Source organism: uncultured Kriegella sp. (assembly GCF_963975415.1).
Taxonomy (GTDB): domain Bacteria; phylum Bacteroidota; class Bacteroidia; order Flavobacteriales; family Flavobacteriaceae; genus Kriegella.
Genome location: NZ_CAXBGN010000010.1, coordinates 49,093 through 70,290 on the forward strand (window position 1 = coordinate 49,093; position 21,198 = coordinate 70,290).

Annotated in this window: 15 protein-coding genes; 12 read left to right on the forward strand and 3 right to left on the reverse strand. The window is 41.0% G+C overall.

Annotated elements, in window-relative coordinates:
• Nucleotides 1-531: 531 nt before the first annotated feature.
• The 4 genes from AACZ88_RS18540 to AACZ88_RS18555 all read left to right on the forward strand — a co-directional run bounded on the left by AACZ88_RS18540 (nt 532) and on the right by AACZ88_RS18555 (nt 5,915).
• Nucleotides 532-1,824 carry an acetylxylan esterase gene (locus AACZ88_RS18540; protein WP_339713532.1) on the forward strand — a complete coding sequence of 431 codons (1,293 nt, stop codon included), beginning with the start codon at nt 532-534 and terminating at the stop codon, nt 1,822-1,824.
• A 56-nt stretch (nt 1,825-1,880) separates the two neighbouring features.
• Nucleotides 1,881-3,170, forward strand: a complete 1,290-nt coding sequence (locus AACZ88_RS18545; protein ID WP_339713534.1) for an APC family permease — start codon at nt 1,881-1,883, stop codon at nt 3,168-3,170.
• A 52-nt stretch (nt 3,171-3,222) separates the two neighbouring features.
• Nucleotides 3,223-4,500: a serine hydrolase domain-containing protein gene (locus AACZ88_RS18550; RefSeq protein WP_339713536.1), complete on the forward strand. Its 1,278-nt coding sequence runs from the start codon at nt 3,223-3,225 to the stop codon at nt 4,498-4,500.
• A gap of 86 nt (nt 4,501-4,586) precedes the next feature.
• Nucleotides 4,587-5,915: a thioredoxin family protein gene (locus AACZ88_RS18555; protein ID WP_339713539.1), complete on the forward strand. Its 1,329-nt coding sequence runs from the start codon at nt 4,587-4,589 to the stop codon at nt 5,913-5,915.
• A gap of 1 nt (nt 5,916) precedes the next feature.
• On the opposite strand, the gene AACZ88_RS18560 is transcribed toward AACZ88_RS18555, so the two are convergent.
• Together AACZ88_RS18560 and AACZ88_RS18565 are read right to left on the reverse strand one after the other, a co-directional pair.
• Complete coding sequence (locus tag AACZ88_RS18560) at nt 5,917-6,576, reverse strand: aspartate kinase (RefSeq protein WP_339713542.1); 660 nt, start codon at nt 6,574-6,576, stop codon at nt 5,917-5,919.
• Between the two features lie 83 nt (nt 6,577-6,659).
• Entirely contained in the window at nt 6,660-7,019 is a 360-nt protein-coding gene (locus AACZ88_RS18565) for a YraN family protein (RefSeq protein WP_339713545.1), read from the reverse strand.
• 183 nt (nt 7,020-7,202) lie between these two features.
• Here AACZ88_RS18565 and AACZ88_RS18570 point away from each other — a divergent pair, with 183 nt between their 5' ends.
• The 7 genes from AACZ88_RS18570 (at nt 7,203) to AACZ88_RS18600 (ending at nt 18,205) form a co-directional block, all read left to right on the forward strand.
• On the forward strand, nt 7,203-8,696 hold the full coding sequence (locus tag AACZ88_RS18570; RefSeq protein ID WP_339713547.1) for a DUF1800 domain-containing protein: 1,494 nt from the start codon (nt 7,203-7,205) through the stop codon (nt 8,694-8,696).
• A 12-nt stretch (nt 8,697-8,708) separates the two neighbouring features.
• Nucleotides 8,709-10,427, forward strand: a complete 1,719-nt coding sequence (locus AACZ88_RS18575; RefSeq protein ID WP_339713550.1) for a DUF1501 domain-containing protein — start codon at nt 8,709-8,711, stop codon at nt 10,425-10,427.
• 129 nt (nt 10,428-10,556) lie between these two features.
• The gene (metG, locus tag AACZ88_RS18580; protein WP_339713553.1) at nt 10,557-12,650 is read left to right on the forward strand and encodes a methionine--tRNA ligase; all 2,094 of its coding nucleotides are present in this window, start codon (nt 10,557-10,559) and stop codon (nt 12,648-12,650) included.
• A gap of 124 nt (nt 12,651-12,774) precedes the next feature.
• Entirely contained in the window at nt 12,775-14,898 is a 2,124-nt protein-coding gene (locus AACZ88_RS18585) for a Tex family protein (RefSeq protein ID WP_339713557.1), read from the forward strand.
• Between the two features lie 12 nt (nt 14,899-14,910).
• Nucleotides 14,911-15,744 carry a phosphatase PAP2 family protein gene (locus AACZ88_RS18590; protein WP_339713560.1) on the forward strand — a complete coding sequence of 278 codons (834 nt, stop codon included), beginning with the start codon at nt 14,911-14,913 and terminating at the stop codon, nt 15,742-15,744.
• A 333-nt stretch (nt 15,745-16,077) separates the two neighbouring features.
• On the forward strand, nt 16,078-17,469 hold the full coding sequence (locus tag AACZ88_RS18595; RefSeq protein WP_339713562.1) for a serine hydrolase domain-containing protein: 1,392 nt from the start codon (nt 16,078-16,080) through the stop codon (nt 17,467-17,469).
• A gap of 130 nt (nt 17,470-17,599) precedes the next feature.
• The gene (locus AACZ88_RS18600) at nt 17,600-18,205 is read left to right on the forward strand and encodes a hypothetical protein (protein ID WP_339713565.1); all 606 of its coding nucleotides are present in this window, start codon (nt 17,600-17,602) and stop codon (nt 18,203-18,205) included.
• A 114-nt stretch (nt 18,206-18,319) separates the two neighbouring features.
• On the opposite strand, the gene AACZ88_RS18605 is transcribed toward AACZ88_RS18600, so the two are convergent.
• Nucleotides 18,320-19,561 carry an NAD(P)/FAD-dependent oxidoreductase gene (locus AACZ88_RS18605; RefSeq protein WP_339713567.1) on the reverse strand — a complete coding sequence of 414 codons (1,242 nt, stop codon included), beginning with the start codon at nt 19,559-19,561 and terminating at the stop codon, nt 18,320-18,322.
• A 103-nt stretch (nt 19,562-19,664) separates the two neighbouring features.
• Here AACZ88_RS18605 and AACZ88_RS18610 point away from each other — a divergent pair, with 103 nt between their 5' ends.
• Nucleotides 19,665-21,194, forward strand: coding sequence for an aromatic amino acid ammonia-lyase (locus AACZ88_RS18610; RefSeq protein WP_339713570.1), 1,530 nt, complete (start codon nt 19,665-19,667; stop codon nt 21,192-21,194).
• Nucleotides 21,195-21,198: the final 4 nt, after the last annotated feature.

Below are 21,198 nucleotides of genomic sequence, written 5' to 3' on the forward strand. Positions count from 1 at the left end.
AAAGAATATTTCACAATAAAATAAACCCCTTTCCCACTGCATTCTGTTTCACGGAATTCATTCCATTCTTTTAAAACAGGGAGGGGGAGCGCATAGGTTATGCAACTGTACTAAAATTTAGAATGAGCTATGGCTCCTCCCTTTGATAAAGGGAGGTGGGTTTACCGCAAATTAAAGACGAGGGTTCTTTTTTAGGTCAGAAATTCGAGCCGTATTAAAAAACTCCCCGACTCCCGACCATAGCGTCGGCACCCACCCCTCTTTTCAGGAAAGAGGGGAGCCCCTAAACTAAACCTTTATCAAAAATTTAAATCAAGGTAGCTCCTCCCTTTGCCAAAGGGAGGTGTCCTGACCGGAGCGTCAGGACGGAGGGTTTATTTTATATCAAGGATAAGTAAAAACTCGGCCAAAAACCTTCGCAAATTTCCAATTCCAAAATTCCAATGGGTTTTGTTATCTTTCAAGAGTGGTTTAAATTTTTATTATTTCCTGCCACGAACATAACACCTTACAAAAACCAACATCAAAAAAATGAAACGTATTCTTTATGCTTCCTTAGTATCAACACTTATTTTCTCTCTTTGTCTCAAAGCCCAGCCCCGCCAAGAACTGGTCGAGGTTATTGTCACCCCTAACCATGCCGACTGGACCTACAATATTGGCGATCAGGCCGAATTTTCGATTTCAGTCTACAAACACAATGTGCCCTTAGAAGATATCGAAGTGAACTATACCGTTCAGCCCGACCCAGGATATCGTTCCACTACTATTTGGGACGAGGGAACGCTTTCCCTCAAAAGCAAACCGGTCAAAATAAAAGCTAAAAAATTTAACGAACCGGGTTTTTTACGTTGTACGGCGACCGTAAAAGTCGAGGGCAAAGAATATTCCTCATATACAACCGTCGGTTTTGCCCCCGATAAAATCAAACCCACGACCACTTTGCCTAAAGATTTTGAATCTTTTTGGAACATGGGTAAGGCAGAGTTGGCACAAGTGCCGATGAATCCGGTACTGACCTTAATGCCCGAGCGATGCACAAACAAAGTCGATGTTTACCATGTAAAATTGGATAATGTAAAAGGAAAAATCTATGGTATTCTAGCTAAGCCCAAGGCTGCAGGAAAATATCCCGCCATTTTGCATGTGCCCGGTGCGGGCATACGTCCCTATTACGGCGATGTTGAAGAAGCCGCGGAAGGTTTTATCTCCTTTACCATAGGTATACACGGTATTCCTGTAAATCTTGACCAAGGTGTTTATGATGATTTAAGGGCGGGACCCTTAAGCAATTACCAAGTCTTTAATTTAGATGATAAAGAAAATGCCTATTACCGACGTGTCTACCTCGGCTGTGTCAGGGCGGTTGACTTTATCGAAAGTGTCGAAGGTTTCAATGGGGAAGACATTGCCGTTACCGGAGGTAGCCAAGGAGGTGCACTTTCGATTGTAACCGCCGGATTAGACGACCGCATCGACTATTTAGCAGCATTTTACCCCGCACTTTCCGATATGACGGGATTTTTACATGGCCGCGCCGGGGGTTGGCCACAGATTTTTGTCGATGAATTCACTAACAAACCTGAGAAAATTGAAAATTCAAAATATTTTGACGTGGTCAACTTCGCACGATTTGTCAAAGTACCGGGGTGGTATAGCTGGGGTTATAATGACAATGTTTGTCCGCCTGCCTCTACCTATTCTGCCTATAACGTGTTACCGGCCCAAAAAGAGCTACATCTTTTTCAAAAAACCCAACATTGGACCTACCCCGAACAGCATGAACTAAAAAACGAGTGGTTATTTTCAAAACTGAGGGAATAGTTATGATTGGCAAATAGACTGCCAATCGCACAAAGGTATAGCAGAAAAATTAGGCGATGAGCGAAAAAATAAACCTTAGGGAAGCCATGTCGATAGGTATTGGCGGTATGGTAGGCGGCGGTATTTTCGCTGTACTTGGCCTCGCCGTTTCCTTGGCACAGGGTGGTACGCCAGTGGCATTTTTATTCGCAGGTCTGTTAGCTTTGATTACATCTTACAGCTATGTAAAATTATCGCTGACTTACCCCGATCGTGGCGGCACCGTTAAATTCATTAATCAGGGCTTTGGCAAAACGATATTCAGTGGCGGCCTAAATAATGTCCTGTGGGTAAGTTACATCATCATGTTGGGACTTTACGCTTCCGCCTTCGGTTCGTATGCCCCCAATTTATTTGAGTTGACTTCCAACAATACCCTGGACAGCCATATTTATTCGAGTGCTATTGTGGTTTTCGCAACGGGTATCAACTATTACAGTATTAAAGTGGTCGGTAAAATAGAATCGTACGCCGTAATTATAAAGTTGATTATTCTTTTGGGGTTTGTTTGCATCGGAATTTATGGCTTACTCGATACCCCAAACTTAGCCCAATTGTCTTTTAAAAATTGGGAAAGTCCCATTAACCTTTTAACCGGAGGTATGGTGATTTTTGTTGCATATGAAGGGTTCGAGCTCATTGCTAATTCGGCACCTGATATTGAAAATCCCGAAAAGAATATCCCCAAAGCATTTTACTATTCGGTCATTTTCGTCATCCTTTTATACATCATAATTGCTGTGGTCACAGTAGGCTCCTTACCGTTTAAGGAAATAGCAACAGCCGAAGACTATGTATTGGCCGAAGCTGCCAAGCCCATGCTGGGGCAGGTCGGGTTTTCCATCATCACTGTTGCCGCCTTGATATCAACTTTTTCTGCAATAAATGCTTCATTGTATGGCGGTAGCAGAGTGAGTTATGAAATTGCCGAAGATGATGAACTGCCCCATGAATTGACCAGTCAGTTGTGGAACCAGCCCATAGGTTTGTTCATTACTGCCGTACTCACCCTCATACTGGTCAATACCCTGAAGCTTGAAAGTATTTCAACGGCCGGAAGTGTTGGCTTTTTGTTGATTTTTGCCATAGTCAATTACTCTGGATTTAAATTAGCGGAAGAAATCAACGGAAATAAAATAATCACATTGACAGGTTTCATATTATGCCTATTGGCAACTATAGCCTTAATCGTTCAACAGTATTCGGACAATAAGCTTGGGGTAATCGTTGCGATTTCGATTATCTTGATTTGTTTTTTGACCGAACTGATTTATAAAAAAACGGAGAAACGTAACCAAAAGAATTAGAGCAACAAAATGTTTCCTTTGAAATTCAGAAGACGCACTTAAAAGATATATTATGCAAAGCAAAGCATGCCACTTATTGACTACGTTATTAATCATCTTTAGTGGATGTAAAGAAAATAAGCCTTCGCTTTATGTCGAAAACGGTATTCTTAATGAAGTCGTCAAAACACGAATTGATTCCACCTTAAAGACATTTGTCGATTCAGGAAATATTGCCGGAGTCTCGGCTCTGATTTTTGAAAAAGATAAAGAGGTGTATTACAATGCCTTCGGATTTGCCGATCGAGATGCCCAAAAACCTATGGATCGCAATACAATTGTACAAATTTATTCTATGACAAAGCCCATTACGGGAACAGCATTGATGACCTTATACGATGCGGGAAAGTTCGAGCTAGACGACCCAGTATCAAAGTATGCCCCGGAATTAGCCGATATTAAAGTCTTTGCTGGTGAAGATACCCAAGGCCAGCCGATTCTCGAAACACCACGCCGCCCGATGACCATTCGTGACCTTACACGTCACACAGCCGGTTTCGGAAGAAATAGCGACATCCCGGGGCTAGGTAAGCTGATATCGGAGGCCGATGCCCTAAACCGTGAAAACACTTTGGCAGAAATGGCCGAAAAAATGGGAAACACTCCTCTCTATTTTCATCCTGGAGAGCGTTGGGAATATGGCCCATCTGTCGACGTACAGGCTTTTTTGGTCGAACGTATTTCTGGCCAACCCTTCGCCGATTATGTAAAAGAACATGTTTTGAGCCCGTTAGAAATGAACGAGACTCGCTACTTTGTACCCGAAGAAGACCAAGACCGCTTTTCGGCAATGTACCTTCGAAAGGGCGAAGGTAACTTGATGCAGTTGCCCGACGAACAAGCTAAATCGAATTACTTGAACCATTGGCCATTAACCCGTGGTGGATCAGGACTAACCTCGACCCTTGATAACTATATGACATTTGCGCGTATGCTGGTACACAATGGCACCTTCGATTCCGTAACCATTCTCAAACCGGAAACAGTCCGATTGATGGCTACCAATCAGCTGGCCGATAGCGTAAAAGAACGGTCTTTTTTACCCAGTAAGGGTCAAGTAGGTTTCGGAATCGATTTTGCCGTGCGCCTAAATCCTCCCCAGTCAGCCGAAGAAAATAATGGGGTGGTCGGTGAGTTTTTCTGGGATGGTGCCGCTAGCACCCTTTTTTGGGTTGATCCCATAAACGACCTTACCGCTGTGCTGTTTGTTCAGTTATTTCCTTATGATCAAATAGGGCTTCATAAAAACTTTAGAGATGCCGTTTACGGCCCTTTCGAACTAACCAATTAGACCGAAATAATATATCTTGACTCCATTTTACAAGGTATAGCCGTTAAATCTATTACTTTTGGTGTGATTTTTGGATGTTCTAAACCATGAGAAATACTTTTTTTGCATTCCTGTTTTTGACCACCTTTCTTGTGTCTTCCCAGCACAACATTTCAGGTACTTTTGCTCCGGCAAAAGACTATACTTGGCTACTTGCCTACCGCTTAACACCTAGTGGAGAAGCTTATGTAGCTGATACGGCTATTGATAAAGGGAAGTTCACATTGAAGATTCCCGAAAACTCTAGACCGGGCACCTATCGATTGGTATATGCTGTTCCCAAGGAAGAATTTTTCTTCGATGTCATTTACAATGGCAAAGAGGATATACAACTTGACTTCAATGCCGATCAAGGCGTTCGGTTTCTTGAATCGGAAGAAAACATTCACTTTGCCACCTATTTCAATGAAATCAACCAATTGGAACTACAAATCGTTAATTTTTATTCCCAAGAGAAAACAGACGTGCCAGAATTTGAGGCTATTCTTAAAAAAATGAGCGCGACCCAACAATCGTTCGAAAGCAAAACTGAAGGACTGCTTTGCAACGTTTTTATCAAAGCCAACCGCCCCTTTATTCCAGATTCATATGTTTCCGTTTTTGACTATGTACGGCTTAAAAAAGACAACTATTTCAAGTACCTAGATATAAACAAGACATTGTTACAAGCTTCAGCTTTCTTAACTGACAAATTGACCAATTATGTATTTACCGCACTTCCTTTAAAGGAAATGACCCAAGCCCAAATGGAAAAAGCGATGGAAGATAACGTACGTACGCTAGACGGATATTTGTCGGAAGTAGGTAACTCTTATAAGTTTCATGTATTTCACACCCTCTGGAATCAAGCGACCGCCAATAATTTCAACCTTCTTTCCGATTATATTTATTCCGACTATTTAAAACTACACGCAAACACTGCAGAACAACAACAAGTTATAAATGAAATCGATGCGAACAATCGGCTTCGTATCGGAGCTGTTGCCCCAGACATAATATGGAAAGAAAGTAACTCGGTTAAGAAATTAAGCACCCTATCAGGAGCCAAAAATTATGTGCTGATTTTTTGGAGCAGTACCTGCTCCCATTGCTTGAAAGAGCTACCACAATTGCACAAAGCCTTAAGTCATAAATCAAGCGTTAAAGTAGTTGCCATAGGTTTGGAGGATGACGATAGTACTTGGAAAACAGAATCGGCCAAATTGGAAAATTTCGAACATGCAATTTCACTTGGAAAATGGGAAAGCGAATACGCCAAAACTTATGCCATCGACCACACCCCGACATACTTTATACTCGACAACAATAAAAAAATCTTGGCAAAGCCCGAAAGCGATAAAGATGTGATATCGTTCTTAGAGGCAAACGAGGACTAGGCTACAATGTCTTCAGATCCTTAATTGTTTTAAAGGCAATATCGACCTGATCGTCATCGACCAAAATCGTAAATTCATTTGTAGTCGAAATCACTTCATAAAGTACAATGCCTTCCCACGCCAAACGCTGAAAAATAAAATAGTAAATGCCAGGTACCGATACATTCTCAGCAGGAAGCTTTACAGTGATCGATGATAGATCTTCAGCTTTTTGGGTACATTTTTCACTTTTAAAAAAGGTCTCCACCGTATCGTCCATGACATTACTGATGACAATATTAATCTCATTGACCCCTCTAGAGGAAGTGTAAAAAATATCTTGATTGTCATTGATGGCTTCCAAAAGTTTGGCCTGTTGCCCCAGAATCGAGTCAGAAGCAAGAAATGTATAATCGGTCAATGACGATCGAACCGTAATCTCACCAATATTTTTAAGTACTTTAATAATTTTGTGCGTCGCCCGAAACTCCAAATCATCTGAAAGTCGCTTTAAAGCCATGACAATTGCGCCATTGCGAATTTCCTTTCCAAGTTCCCCTTCGATTTCTGGCTTGACAATTCTTGATAACGATGTAAGGTTGATGATACCCTGTGCCAAAGCACTTTGTAAAAAAGGTTTTTTCTTGATATAGTGCTCAACAACCGAGGAAATGGTTTTCATTTAAAAATCAATTTGCTACAAAAATAACATATTGTTATAAATAAAACAAATTGTGCAAAATTAAATTATTGTAAAGCCTGAGTTTAAAAATGATAAAAGGCCCCTTCGAGATGCTCGATCTTAAAAATCTTATTGTTTTTTAAAATGGTAATGATATCAAAACGAACCTCGATGTTCAGGTTTCGTTCGGTGACATAGTTATCGGCACCGCTTACCAGCAACTTTATTTTCTTTTTGGTTACCGTGTCGGCTATACTAATAATTTGGTCGTTGCTGCGGGCACGCACCTCTACTATTGCCAAGATATCGTCTTTCTGGGCAATGATATCGATTTCCGTTTTCAAGAACCGGTAATTCCGGTAGTTGATGGTATATCCTTTCTCGATCAGATACGCCACAGCAAGGTCTTCCCCTTCCTTTCCAAACTCGTTGTGTTTTCCCATAAAACAAATTGAAAATAGTGTATTTCGTCGAAAATATTGACACTTCAACGTCTAAATTGTGAGTAAGGTTGTAAATTCCTCCATAGAATAACGAAAATACTGGAATCACAATACTATCCAAAGAGTTTAAGCGTTAAGAATTTGCCCCTAAGCACATGAACGTTCTTAAAGCCTAAAATAACTATGGAATACTTCGTTAATTGTAATTCTTCTACATTAGCGCCGTACACTATTCCCTTGGATTCGACCAAGGCGGCGCACCTCTATAGAAGACTCGGTTTTAGTGCCTCAGTGGCTACTATTGAACAGGCTGTTGGACAAACGGCCAGCACCTTAGTGGATAGTATAATTAATGAGGCGCTTAACATGCCCCCATTACCGGCTCCATCATGGGCAGATTGGACCAATGCCGATTACCCCGAAGACGATCAGCTACGTAATCAAATTAGAAATGCCCAGTTGGCAGAATGGCGATTAACCTATTCGAACGCTCTGCTGGAAAACAATTTAAGAGAGCGATTAAGTTTTTTTTGGAGCAACCATTTTGTTACAGAAATAGACATCTACGACTGTAATCCTTTTCTATACTATTATATTGATTGCCTGCAACGAAATGCCATCCACAATTTCAAAACCTTTGTTAGCGAAATTGGTCTGACGAGTGCAATGCTTTACTATCTAGATGGTGTTTATAACAACGGAAATAATCCCAACGAAAATTACGCCCGGGAACTCTATGAACTTTTTACATTAGGAGAGGGCAATGGTTATACCGAAGAAGATATTATAGAAACGGCAAAAGCACTGACGGGCTACGTAGAGCGTGGCGAGGTAGGCTGTACGCCAGTGACTTTTAATCCCGAACGTTTCGACGCTGGCAGCAAGACCATCTTGGGACAGACCGGAAATTGGGGGTATGATGACGTTATCGATATTCTTTTTCAACAACGAACTAACGAGATAGCAGAATTCATATGTAGAAAGTTTTACGAATTCTTTGTACACCCCGACTCTAAGGATGAAACCGGCAACGGACAAACTATTATAGCAGGGATGGCGGCTACATTTGTAGCTTCCGATTTTGAAATAGCCCCGGTTTTATCACAACTATTTAAAAGCCAGCATTTTTTTGATGACAACGCCATTGGTGTTATTATCAAAAGTCCGTATGACATGTACTTTAACTTTTTTAAGGAAACCAGTTTCGCTTACGATGACCTTAATATTGAAGAGGTAAATAATTACACCAGACTTCTAGGACAAACACTCTTCGACCCTTTTGATGTCGCTGGTTGGCAACGTGATCGCTCTTGGATAAATACCAATTTCATGATTGGTCGTTGGTTGACCATTGAGACAATTATCGAAGGTTTCTATCAAAGTGACAATGAACAGTTCAGGTCATTTGCCCTATCCATTACAGGAAATGACGGTACCGATAGTAACAACCCCGATATAATAGCCAGACAAATCATTGACTATATGCTACCCAAAGGGTTGCTGGGCGAACCGGAATATGACAAAGCCTTCGCTATTTTCAGAAGCGATGTAGACGATACTTATTATGAAGGCGGCACTGATGAAACATGGACCTTGGCCATGTGGCAGCAAGCTCCTTTTCAAGTGTATCTCTTATTACAATATTTGGCGAGACAACCCGAGTTTCAACTTAAATAAACCCTACATACTATGTGCGATACCAATCATACTACCCCCCATAAAGGCATAAACCATGATGGTCACGACCTCGAACACAAAATTTGGAGCAGACGTTCGTTTCTTCAAGCCTTGGGAATTGCCGGTTCAGGATCAATGATGATGGGAAGCAATTTTTTGACTGCTTCGGCACCTTCCGCATTGACTTCGGCCATTGCAGCCGCAGAAACAGACAACATTTTGATTTTGATACGCCTATCGGGAGGCAACGATGGTCTAAGTACCGTTATTCCTATCGACCAATATGATTCATATGCTAATGCTCGACCGAATATTTATATTCCGGAAAGCAAGGTATTGCGGCTAACCGATGAATACGGAGTGCCTTCTTATATGAAATCATTACAGCCCATGTGGGAAGACGGCCAGTTTAAAGCTGTGCATGGGGTAGGATACGAAAATCAAAGTCTCTCACATTTCACAGGCTCCGATATTTTTGCCAATACCGATTTGAACACCACCGGGTTTAGCGGCCTGAATACAGGATGGATGGGTCGGCATTTCGAAAATCTGTTTCCTGATTATTTAATGACTCCGCCACCAGCTCCTGCGGCAATTCAAATAGGTCAGTATGGTAGTTTGGTTTTTCAAGGAGAAGAAACAAACTATGCCTTTGTCACCTCGAATGTAGATCAATTGGAAGAAATAGCCGAATCAGGCGTCGTTTATGGAATGGAAGATGCATTGTTCGACAACTGTATGTATGGTGATCAATTACAATTTTTAAGAGGGGTTGCCAATACCACTTATGAGTATTCGGGCATAATAAATGAGGCCTACGAACGTGGACAAAACCAAGTAGAATATCAAGATAACGGTTTCGCCAGACAATTGGCCCTTTTGGCCCGATTGATAAAAGGAAATTTGGGAACAAAAGTGTACATGATATCGATGGGAGGTTTTGACACCCATGGGAATCAAACACAGACCCATGAACGTCTGATGACAAACCTTTCGGTGGCCATTGATAATTTTTACGACGACCTTGCCTTTACACAACAAGATGACAAAGTACTGAGCATGACCTTTTCTGAATTCGGGAGACGTATATTTGAGAACGGCTCTAACGGCACTGATCATGGAAAGGCGGCCCCCACTCTATTTTTTGGTTCAGGCCTAAATGGAAGTGCTTTTGTAGGCGAACATCCTTCTTTAGACAATCCCAATGGACGTGGCAATCTAGAATACACCACTGATTTTAGAGATCTTTACGCTACAGTGATGGCGGAATGGCTTTGCGTAGATATTCCCTTGGTGGAACAACATTTATTAGACCACCCCTATACACCGATAAACCTAGGGTTCAATTGTAGTGGTACCGATTTCCCCGACATTGTTTACAGTGACGGGCAACCGACATTGCCAACGCAGCCAGATCCTGATTCTGAAAATCCCCAAGAACCGACCGAGCAGACACCAGACGCCCTGAACGGCATTGTTCATCGGCCTTTCTACCCCGCAGAGAGCAACCCACACATTTATTTGGAAATGCCTTTTAGTGCCCATGTAGATATTCAATTGTATAATATTCTGGGGCAAAATATGGGCACGGTCTATAATGAAATTATGATGGAAGGCTCTACAGAAATAAACATTCGTGAAAAAATGCCCATGCATTTAGCTGCGGGAAAATACATCTATCGAATTCAAGTACAAGACCATAAAATGAGTAAATCTGTTATGATGGCCTAAATTCGCCCCCGATCTTTTTAAAACCTTAGATATTATCGCAATCGGTATTGTCGAAGGTTTTACTTTTTAGTTTTAGTAAGGTTTGTTCCCTTGCAAAAAAAGCTATTTTTGTGGCTTAATCCATTTTTGATGCCTGAAATCATAAAAAACGCCCTTTCAAAGGCCAGTAGATACACCGTCACCGCTGCATTGCCATACACCAACGGCCCCATTCATATCGGTCATTTGGCCGGAGTTTACGTTCCTGCCGATATTTATGTTCGCTACTTGCGCTTAAAGGGGCAAGACGTTGTTTTCGTAGGCGGAAGCGATGAGCATGGGGTAGCCATTTCGATGAAAGCCAAAAAAGAGGGCGTAACCCCAAAAGATATTATCGACAAATACCACGGTATTATTAAAAAATCATTTGAGGAATTTGGCATCACCTTCGACAACTATTCCCGAACCTCTGCCCCAATACATCACCAAACGGCATCTGATTTCTTTAAAAAATTGTACGACCAAGGCGATTTCATTGAAGAAACGACAGCGCAATTGTACGATGAGGAAGCCAAACAGTTCTTGGCCGATCGTTTTGTTATAGGCACGTGTCCGAAATGTGGTCATGAAGAAGCCTATGGTGATCAGTGCGAAAATTGCGGGTCATCGTTAAATGCCACAGATTTGATAAATCCAAAATCGACCATTACGGGCGGAATTCCTACTTTAAAAGAAACTAAGCACTGGTTTCTACCCTTGGACCGTTATGAGGATTTTTTAAGGAAATGGATTCTTGAAGGACATAAATCGGATTGGAAACCAAATGTATACGGGCAATGTAAGTCATGGATCGATGGCGGATTGGAACCTCGAGCCGTAACGAGAGACCTTGATTGGGGCATTCCTGTTCCGGTTAAGGGTGGAGAGGGCAAAGTACTCTATGTATGGTTCGATGCACCCATCGGTTATATATCATCGACCAAAGAATGGGCCGAAAAAAACGGTAAGGATTGGGAACCCTACTGGAAATCGGAAGATACTAAACTGGTTCATTTCATCGGGAAAGACAATATTGTTTTCCACTGTATCATTTTCCCGGCAATTTTAAAAGCGCATGGCGATTACATTTTACCCGATAATGTTCCCGCCAACGAATTTTTAAATTTAGAGGGCAATAAACTCTCTACTAGCAAAAACTGGGCAGTCTGGCTGCATGAATATTTAGAGGAATTTCCAGATATGCAAGATGTTCTGCGCTATACTTTGACTGCGAACGCCCCCGAAACCAAAGACAATGATTTTACCTGGAAAGATTTTCAAGCCCGAAACAACAATGAATTGGTCGCCATTTTCGGGAACTTCATTAATCGTGTCGTGGTCTTGACCCAAAAATATTATGATGGAATGGTGCCGGAACCTTTACATTTTTCGGAAGTTGACCAGACCACTCTTCAAGAACTTAGAAAATTTCCACAAACGATTTCAGATTCGTTAGAACGCTACCGTTTTCGGGAAGCGGGACAAGAATTGATGAACCTTGCCCGTCTGGGCAATAAATATTTAGCCGACGAAGAACCTTGGAAGGTTATCAAACAAGATGAAGAACGGGTAAAAACAATTATGTTTGTGGCCCTTCAGATTGCTACTGGATTGGCCATCTTAAGTGAACCCTTTTTACCATTCACCTCGACTAAATTAAAAACCATTCTTAATACCACATCGAACAAAGGTGAAGTTTCAAACTGGCAAGACGTTTCCCATAAAGAGACCTTGCTTCCGTCCAATCATAAAATTGGAAAATCAGAACTCCTATTTAGAAAAATAGAGGATGATGAAATTCAAGCCCAGCTTGATAAGTTGGAGGCTACCAAAAAAGCGAACGAAAACGAAAATAAAGCAGTAATGCCACAAAAAGATACAATCAACTTTGACGACTTCACCAAGATAGACATGCGTGTCGGCACGATACTGGAAGCCGAAAAAATGCCCAAAACAAAAAAATTAATGGTATTGAAAGTAGATACAGGCATTGATAAGCGCACCATCGTTTCGGGTATAGCCGAAAGTTTTGAACCCCAAGACATCGTCGGTAAAAAAGTGACCGTACTGGTCAATTTGGCCCCAAGGGCGTTGCGCGGCGTTGAAAGCGAGGGCATGATCTTGATGACCGAAAATACAGATGGCAAGTTGGTGTTTTTGAATCCCGATGAGGAGAATGTCGGAAACGGGGAAAGCATAAACTAATTTAGGAATCTAACTACGCATAGCTGAATATAGTTATAAAACGAGCCAGCTGGAAAAAAGCTATCTGCGAACAGCGGTTCCCATGATGCCTATACCCTTCAAAATACTAATTTAACCAGTACTTATGCAACTCGTCGACTATATATCCCGTCACACCCAACTGTCTGAAAAGAGTATCCAGAATACGGTGCTGCTACTCAATGAAGATTGTACAATTCCGTTTATTTCCCGCTATCGCAAAGAACGCACGGGTAATTTGGATGAAGTGCAAGTAGGGGCCATCCTAAATTTCAAGAGCCAGTTTGAAGCTTTGGAAAAACGAAAGGACTCCATTATTAAATCTGTAGAGGAACAAGGCTTGCTCACGCCCGAACTTCGTCAAAAATTTCAACAATCGATCGATTTAACTTCACTGGAAGATCTATACCTTCCTTTTAAGAAAAAACGAAAGACAAAGGCGGAAACCGCAATTAAAAACGGGTTAGAGCCTCTGGCCAAAATCATTATGGCCCAAAATGCTGCAGACATTGATGCCATCGCTTTAAAATATTTAAATAAAAGCATTACAAATAAAGAAGAAGCCTTGGAAGGCGCACGGCATATTATAGCCGAATGGATTAATGAACGTGGTGATGTCAGGAATCAAATTCGCTATCAACTGGAAAAATCTGCACAGTTGACCAGTAAGGTTATCGGCACCAAAAAAGAGGATGAAAAAGCCCAGAAATTTCGAGATTACTTTGATTGGAGCGAACCCTTAAGTCGCTGTCCTTCCCACCGCCTTTTGGCCATCTTACGGGCTGAGAACGAAAAATTCATCCGTGTCAAAATTGAAATAGACGATGAAAGAGCCATTGAAAAAATACGGCAAAGACTTTTAAAATCAAGGGGAAGAAGTACGGAACACATCGACCAAGCGATTGAAGATGCGTACAAACGTCTTTTGTTTCCTTCTTTATCGAATGAGCTTTTAAAAAAGGCCAAAGAAAAGGCTGATGATGGAGCCATTCAAGTATTCTCAAAAAACCTTAAACAACTCTTGCTTGGTGCCCCATTAGGGGAAAAACGCATTCTGGCCATTGACCCAGGGTTTAGAACTGGTTGCAAAGTAGTTTGCTTAACGGCTGGGGGTGAGCTAGTGCACAATGAAACGATTTATCCGCATGCCCCAAAAAACGATAGTTCGGGTGCAATAAAAAAAATAAGTTCTCTAGCCGATGCGTACAAAATCGAAGCGATTGCTATCGGTAACGGAACGGCATCCCGGGAGACGGAACGATTGATAAAACGGATATCATTTAAGAACCCCATTGAAGTTTTTGTCGTTAGCGAGGCCGGGGCCTCTATTTATTCCGCCTCCAAAATTGCCCGTGACGAATTCCCAAATTACGATGTTACCGTTCGAGGTGCCGTCTCTATTGGTCGTCGACTGGCCGATCCGCTGGCCGAATTGGTCAAAATTGACGCAAAATCGATTGGGGTTGGTCAATACCAACATGATGTAGATCAGACCAAATTAAAGACTTCACTAGATTCGGTAGTAGAAAGCTGTGTCAATGCGGTCGGGGTAAACATTAATACGGCCAGTGTTCCCTTATTGAGCTACGTGTCCGGCATTGGCCCAAAACTGGCCGAGAACATCGTCAATTATCGTAATGAAAATGGAGCCTTTGAAAGTCGTTCCCAAATTAAAAAAGTACCGCGTTTAGGCTCAAAAGCTTTCGAACAAGGTGCTGCGTTTTTACGTATTAAAGAAGCTAAAAATCCGTTGGATGATTCTTCCGTACACCCTGAAAGCTATGCTATTGTAAAAAAAATGGCAGAGGATAAGGGTATCGTCCTCACAGAATTGATCAGTAATAAATCAATATTACAAAATATTGATTTAAATTTATATTGTACCGATAGTATTGGTTTGCCCACCTTGAAAGACATTTTAGAAGAACTGGAAAAACCGGGATTGGATCGGCGTGAAAAGGCAAAAGTATTTGCATTCAATCAAAATATTCGATCAATTACCGATCTTCAAGAAGGACAATTGCTACCTGGAATTGTCAATAACATTACCAACTTTGGTTGTTTCGTCGACATTGGCATTAAAGAAAGCGGACTCATTCACGTTTCCAACCTGTCGAATAGCTTTGTTAAAGATGTAAACGAACATGTACATCTGCACCAGCAGATAATTGTAAAAGTTTTGTCGGTAGATGTAGCTAGAAAGCGAATTCAGTTGGCACTGCATCAATAAAATTCGATTTTTATGAGAACTCTTTTTTCAACATTTATGCTGATCGCATCGGTTTCTTTATTTTCCCAAGATACCATAAAGAATACTGCCGAAACGCGGTGGACCATGTTCAAATACGATTTTGGAAATATTTTTAAGGGTGTAGGTTATTCGTACAGTAGACCCCTTCATTGGAAAGGAAAACAGTGGAAAACTTTTGGCGGCGTGGCCGCTGGTACTGGTTTACTCTATCTGTTAGATGACGACTCATCACGCTTTATAAGCAACCAAAGGGAAAGTATTCCACGATTCATCAGGGATTATGGGGAGTTCTACGGTAACCCAGGAAATAATTATCTAGTTACCTCAGGAGTCTATTTAACCGGCCTTTTTACGAAAAACGAAAAACTTCGTAGAACGGGAGTTCTTCTAGTATCGTCGGCTACGGCGGCGGGACTCCTTCAACAAATTCTGAAATCATCGGTGGGCAGGGCAAGGCCCGTAAGCGGAAAGACCAAAGACACGTTTAAGCCGTTCAGCGACAATAGAAATTTTCATTCCTTCCCCTCAGGGCACACCATTATGGCATTTACAAATGCCTATGCCATTGCCAAACAATTTAAAAGTCCGTGGATAAAATCTGGAATCTATTTAGCCGGTTTGATTCCTGGGGCTTCCCGTGTTTGGGATCGTCAGCATTGGGTCACCGATTTTGCGCTTGGTGTTGCGATCAGCATCTTTACGGTGGAGTCGATCGACCGCTATTTAGACCACAAATATGATGAAAAATACAACAAAGGTTCTAAAAACCTAAGTTGGCATCTCAATTTTGGCCCCGGTCAAATGGGTGTTGCCATACATTTCTAAATACACCTTTATTATGGCAATCAATAATTTGTAACATAAGACAAAATCAATCTTATTGGCAACAACAAAGGCGGGCGATACTTGTTTGACCATGATGTTCAGCAGATTACAGCCGATACACCAAACTAAATTTAACAAATTTATTTTATTTAGATTGATTTAAAATAGTATTTTTGATGCGGTTTGGAAAAATTGCAACATGGGCAAAAAGAAAAAAGCAGCCAAGAAATCGGAAAAGAAAGCTAAAAAGTCTTTGAAGAAAGAACGTAAGGCCATTCTCAAAGAAATGGTGCCCAAAGGCTGTAAAACTAAATGTTGCAAAAAGTATAAAAAATGCGAATCCAAACGTTGTGGGCGATGCCCATGTTTCGACCTACTAAAGAAAGTGGCCTAAACCACTTGATTTCCCTCAGTTCCATCTTCTTAAAACCGAGCATTAGAAATTTTCTTTTTTTTATTGTTTTTTTCGTGTCTTGTTATCAAACAAGCGCACAGACAATTTCAAAACATTCTTCACCAGCATTGTCCGTGGCAACCACCGATGAGGGCATGTCTGCCGAAAGGTTATTGCGTATTGATGCCATGCTGAAAGAAGCAATCTCAGATAAAGAAATACCAGGTGCAGTAGCGCTTATTGCCAGGAACGGTAAAATAGTTTTTCACAATGCCTATGGCATGGCCGACAACAAGTCAAGGAAAACAATGGAGAAAGATGCTATTTTTAGAATAGCATCCCAAACAAAGGCCATTACCTCGACTGCCGTAATGATTTTATGGGAAGAAGGGAAGTTTAGAATGGATGATCCTATTTCCAAATATCTTCCTGAATTCGGAAAAGCCCAAATACTTGACACGTTCAACGAATCTGACTCTACTTATTCCACGAAACCGGCAGAAAACCAAATAACTATCCGTCATTTAATCACACATACCTCAGGTATTGGGTACGGAATGATTGATGGTGATGACCGCTTTAGAAAAATATACCAAAAGGCCAAGGTGGTTGATGCCTTCACTTCAAAGGATATTAGTATTGGGGACAACATCAAAAAACTCGCTCAACTTCCATTACATCATGAACCGGGCGAAAAATTTACCTATAGTGAAGGGTTAGATGTGCTGGGTTATTTTGTAGAGGTCGTTTCGGGAATGCCATTTGATGAATTTCTGCGAACCCGTATCTTCGACCCTTTGGGCATGAACGATACGTGGTTCTATCTTCCAAAAAAGAAACACGATCGTTTAGTCTCTGTACAGTCAAAAAATGATGGTAAATGGAAAAGATTCGAAGATTCCCGATTTGAGATCGATTATCCCATAAGAGGGGCAAAGCGCTTCTTTTCGGGCGGTGCAGGACTTTCAAGCACAGCAAAAGACTATGCCACTTTTTTGCAAATGTATTTAAATGAAGGAGAACTCAATGGCGAAAGAATTCTTAGCCGTACTACTATACAAAGCATTATGGGCAACCAAACAGGCGATAAATTTGGTGATGGACTGGAATATTATGGATTGGCCTTTGGTGTAGTAACGTCCAACGGACAAGATGCCGGAGGCCAAGGTAGCACGGGAACATTTGATTGGGGCGGATACTTCAATACCCAATATTTTGCCGACCCTGTAGAAAACATAATCGGTATCTTAATGAAGCAGACCCAAGGACCTGTAGACGACAACACGGGTTGGAGGTTTAGACAAATGGTATTTTCGGCCATTGACGACTAGAAAAGCGGTAGCGTAGTAAATTTGGTGTAGATTCTAGAATATTTTTTAGAATGTCTCGTTCTTTAGTTTCAATTTGTTAACCTTTTTAAACGGATATCATTAAAACACCAACAAATAAAAAACTATCGTTATGAAGAAACACCTAGTAGTCGTTCTAATCTTGGTCTGTGCCGGAATTAATGCACAAAAATTAAAAATCACAGAAGGAGGGTTTGATTTTCTAAAAGGCCAAAAAGAAGTAAACGTTGAATTCGTTTATGACAATATGACTTTATTGAAAAAGAATCTTACCAATGACCAGTACGTAAAAGAGCATGCTGCCGAATTGGAAGAAAAAACAAAAGGTAAGGGCAAATCTTGGGAAAAAAGCTGGTATGCAAGCAGAGAATTGATATACGCTCCGAAATTTCTTGAATTAATGAATCGCTATTTTCATGAAGATCATGGCATTTATTTTTCAGAAGGTTTAACCGATGCTCCTTATACCCTAATCGTAGAAACGGTATGGGTCTATCCGGGATGGGACGCCGGTGTAATGAAGCAAGCTGCCAAGGTGACTACTTTATTGAAGTTTGTCGAAACGGCAAACAAGAGCAATGTTCTGGCAGAGGTAACCAGCAAAGAAGCTCCAGGAGACCAATGGGGCAGTAGCTTTAGCAATGAAGACCGCATTGGCGAAGGGTATGCCAAAACAGGCAAATCATTCGCAAAATTGATTCTAAAGAAAGCTTTTTAATATTTCCCTAAACTTAGGATTAGGAACAAAGAAAATGGCGAGCACCTTATACGTTCGCCATTTTTCTTAATAAAAAATCGAAGCCAAAAGTATTATCGAACATCTTGGCGTAAATTATATCTTCCCTTCTATTTCCATATCAGTAATATGGGCCACCGTTTTCACCAATCGGGAATGGTTTTTTACAAACGGGTTGGTCTTGTCCCAAACATATCCTGCCAAAACGGCACAAATCTGTGCCTTGATGATCGGGTTTTCTTGTTTATGAAAAAAGATCTTTTGAAGGTTTCCGGTATACCATTCCTTTACATAGGTTGCAAAAACTCCAACCCCCTCTTTTATATGTTCCGCATATTCGATTTCCCAATCGACTTTTTCATTTCGTAGTTCCCTTGTAATTAATTTAGCAGCTAAAAGTGCCGATTCTGTAGCAAATGTTACCCCTGATGAAAAAACCGGATCCAAAAATTCTGCACTGTTTCCCGTAAGCGCATAGCGCTTTCCATATAACTGTTTTACGGATTTTGAAAAATTCTTGATCATTTTTGGCTCAAACTCATATTCAAGATCTTTAAAGCGGTCATAATAATAATCTGACAACTTCATCATAGCGCTAAGCTTTTGGCTATTATCGCCTTCAAAAGACTCTAAATATTCCGTTTTCCCAACATAACCAATACTCGTGTATCCATTTGAAAAAGGAATGACCCACAACCAAGTGTCAGTATCAATTATATCAAAAGTAATCAATGTACCCTCTTTTCCTTTAGGCCTATTCAACTCTTTCACATGGGTAAAAATTGAAGAATGCTCAGGTATCGAAGAAGGTTTTTCAAGATCGAGTAATCGCGGTAATACGCGACCAAAACCACTCGAATCTATAATATATTTTGATGAGACTTGAACCTCTTGCCCTTCTTTATCCCTAATCGTAGTAATGGCATCTTCATCGGTAAAAGCCACATCCACTACCTCCTGCTCAAAGGCAATTTCGACTCCTCGGTCTATAAGCGTATCGGTCAAGGTCATATCGAAATCTGCACGAGGAACCTGCCAAGTCCAATCCCAACCTGGGGTGTGTTTCTTTGAAAAATCAAAATTGCAAATTTGGCCATTCTTCATAAACCGGGCACCTGCCTTAATTTCGAATTGTTGTTTTTCGAGGCACGACAATAAACCGACCTCCTCAAAATGATGCATACATCTTGGCAAAAGACTTTCCCCAATTACAAACCGAGGAAATTTATTCTTCTCGACAACCTTAATCTTAACTCCCTGACCGAATAAATAGGCAGCAGCCACACAGCCTGAAGGCCCTGCTCCGATAATTAATACCTCTACCTTTTCGATATTCATTCCGACAATAAAATATAGATTCGTTAATTATTATAAATTTGCAAACCAAATTAACTAATTTTATTTATAAATTGATGCTTATTTAAGCTTGATCCAACCATAAATGCCAAAAATAAAAGGAAAGTTAGAGATAGAGGATTTTTACAAAGTTATTTTCAAGGATCAACCTATCTCAGTTGACAAAAAGGTCTTTGAAACTGTGCAGAAGAGTTTTGATTTTCTAAAGGAATTTTCAAAGAATAAGGTCATATATGGTGTAAACACGGGGTTCGGCCCCATGGCACAATACAAGATAAAGGATTCGGAAAGAATTCAATTACAGTATAACCTGATTCGAAGCCATGCATCTGGTTCCGGCAACCCGATACCCCCGAAATATGTCAAGGCGGCAATGTTGGCTCGCTTAAACACATTAAGCTTAGGTAATTCTGGGGTACATACATCAGTAATTACCTTAATGACCGAACTGATCAATAGAGATATCATTCCCTTGATATATGAACATGGTGGGGTTGGTGCCAGTGGAGATTTGGTGCAATTGGCCCATTTGGCACTAGTACTTATCGGTGAAGGAGAGGTGTTTTACAAAGGTGAACGAAAAGCTACCCAAGAAGTCTTCGAGGCAGAAAACCTAGAAGCTATTACCGTTGAGATTCGAGAAGGCCTAGGCTTGATCAATGGCACTTCGGTAATGACCGGAATAGGTGTTGTCAACACGATTTACTCAAGAAGGCTGCTAGAATGGATGATTGCCTGCTCTTCGGCGATCAATGAAATCGTTCAGGCATATGACGACCATTTGTCTAAAGATCTGAATCAGACCAAAAGACATTTTGGTCAGCGAGAAATTGCCCGTGCGATGCGTAGCCACCTAAAAGACAGTACGCTGACCCGAAAACGGGAACACCATTTATACACCGACAACAACGGTATTACCGTATTCGAGGAAAAGGTTCAAGAATATTATTCGCTACGTTGTGTACCTCAAATACTAGGGCCCATTTTAGATACACTGAACAACGTAGAGGCAATAATGATCGAAGAGGTAAACTCGGCAAACGACAACCCCATTGTCAATGTCGAAAACCAAAACGTATACCACGGTGGTAATTTTCATGGTGACTATGTCTCACTTGAAATGGACAAACTGAAAATCGTGGTCACAAAAATGACCATGTTGGCCGAAAGGCAGTTGAACTATTTGATGAACTCAAAATTGAACGACATTCTTCCACCCTTTGTAAACTTGGGTAAACTAGGGTTGAATTTCGGCATGCAAGGCGTTCAGTTCACGGCGACTTCGACCACTGCCGAGAACCAAATGCTTTCAAACCCTATGTATGTGCATAGCATTCCGAACAATAACGACAATCAAGACATTGTCAGCATGGGCACCAATGCCGCATTGATAACAAAAAAGGTAATCGAAAACGGTTTTGAGGTCATGGCCATTCATCTTATTACAATTGTGCAGGCCATTGAGTTCTTGAAGGTTCAAGACAAAGTATCTTCCAAAACCAAAAGCATGTATGATGCGATTAGAATGATAGTTCCCCCCTTTGACAAGGATGTAGTCATGTATCCTTATGTCAATAAAGTCAAGAACTATATTATTAATCATCAAAACAATTAAAACA

What these genes read in the sequence shown, in the direction of transcription:
- AACZ88_RS18540 (WP_339713532.1), top strand. Translation starts at nt 532, where the DNA reads ATGAAACGTATTCTTTATGCTTCCTTAGTATCAACACTTATTTTCTCT.
- AACZ88_RS18545 (WP_339713534.1), top strand. Translation starts at nt 1,881, where the DNA reads ATGAGCGAAAAAATAAACCTTAGGGAAGCCATGTCGATAGGTATTGGC.
- AACZ88_RS18550 (WP_339713536.1), top strand. Translation starts at nt 3,223, where the DNA reads ATGCAAAGCAAAGCATGCCACTTATTGACTACGTTATTAATCATCTTT.
- AACZ88_RS18555 (WP_339713539.1), top strand. Translation starts at nt 4,587, where the DNA reads ATGAGAAATACTTTTTTTGCATTCCTGTTTTTGACCACCTTTCTTGTG.
- AACZ88_RS18560 (WP_339713542.1), bottom strand. Translation starts at nt 6,576, where the DNA reads ATGAAAACCATTTCCTCGGTTGTTGAGCACTATATCAAGAAAAAACCT.
- AACZ88_RS18565 (WP_339713545.1), bottom strand. Translation starts at nt 7,019, where the DNA reads ATGGGAAAACACAACGAGTTTGGAAAGGAAGGGGAAGACCTTGCTGTG.
- AACZ88_RS18570 (WP_339713547.1), top strand. Translation starts at nt 7,203, where the DNA reads ATGGAATACTTCGTTAATTGTAATTCTTCTACATTAGCGCCGTACACT.
- AACZ88_RS18575 (WP_339713550.1), top strand. Translation starts at nt 8,709, where the DNA reads ATGTGCGATACCAATCATACTACCCCCCATAAAGGCATAAACCATGAT.
- metG (WP_339713553.1), top strand. Translation starts at nt 10,557, where the DNA reads ATGCCTGAAATCATAAAAAACGCCCTTTCAAAGGCCAGTAGATACACC.
- AACZ88_RS18585 (WP_339713557.1), top strand. Translation starts at nt 12,775, where the DNA reads ATGCAACTCGTCGACTATATATCCCGTCACACCCAACTGTCTGAAAAG.
- AACZ88_RS18590 (WP_339713560.1), top strand. Translation starts at nt 14,911, where the DNA reads ATGAGAACTCTTTTTTCAACATTTATGCTGATCGCATCGGTTTCTTTA.
- AACZ88_RS18595 (WP_339713562.1), top strand. Translation starts at nt 16,078, where the DNA reads ATGCGAATCCAAACGTTGTGGGCGATGCCCATGTTTCGACCTACTAAA.
- AACZ88_RS18600 (WP_339713565.1), top strand. Translation starts at nt 17,600, where the DNA reads ATGAAGAAACACCTAGTAGTCGTTCTAATCTTGGTCTGTGCCGGAATT.
- AACZ88_RS18605 (WP_339713567.1), bottom strand. Translation starts at nt 19,561, where the DNA reads ATGAATATCGAAAAGGTAGAGGTATTAATTATCGGAGCAGGGCCTTCA.
- AACZ88_RS18610 (WP_339713570.1), top strand. Translation starts at nt 19,665, where the DNA reads ATGCCAAAAATAAAAGGAAAGTTAGAGATAGAGGATTTTTACAAAGTT.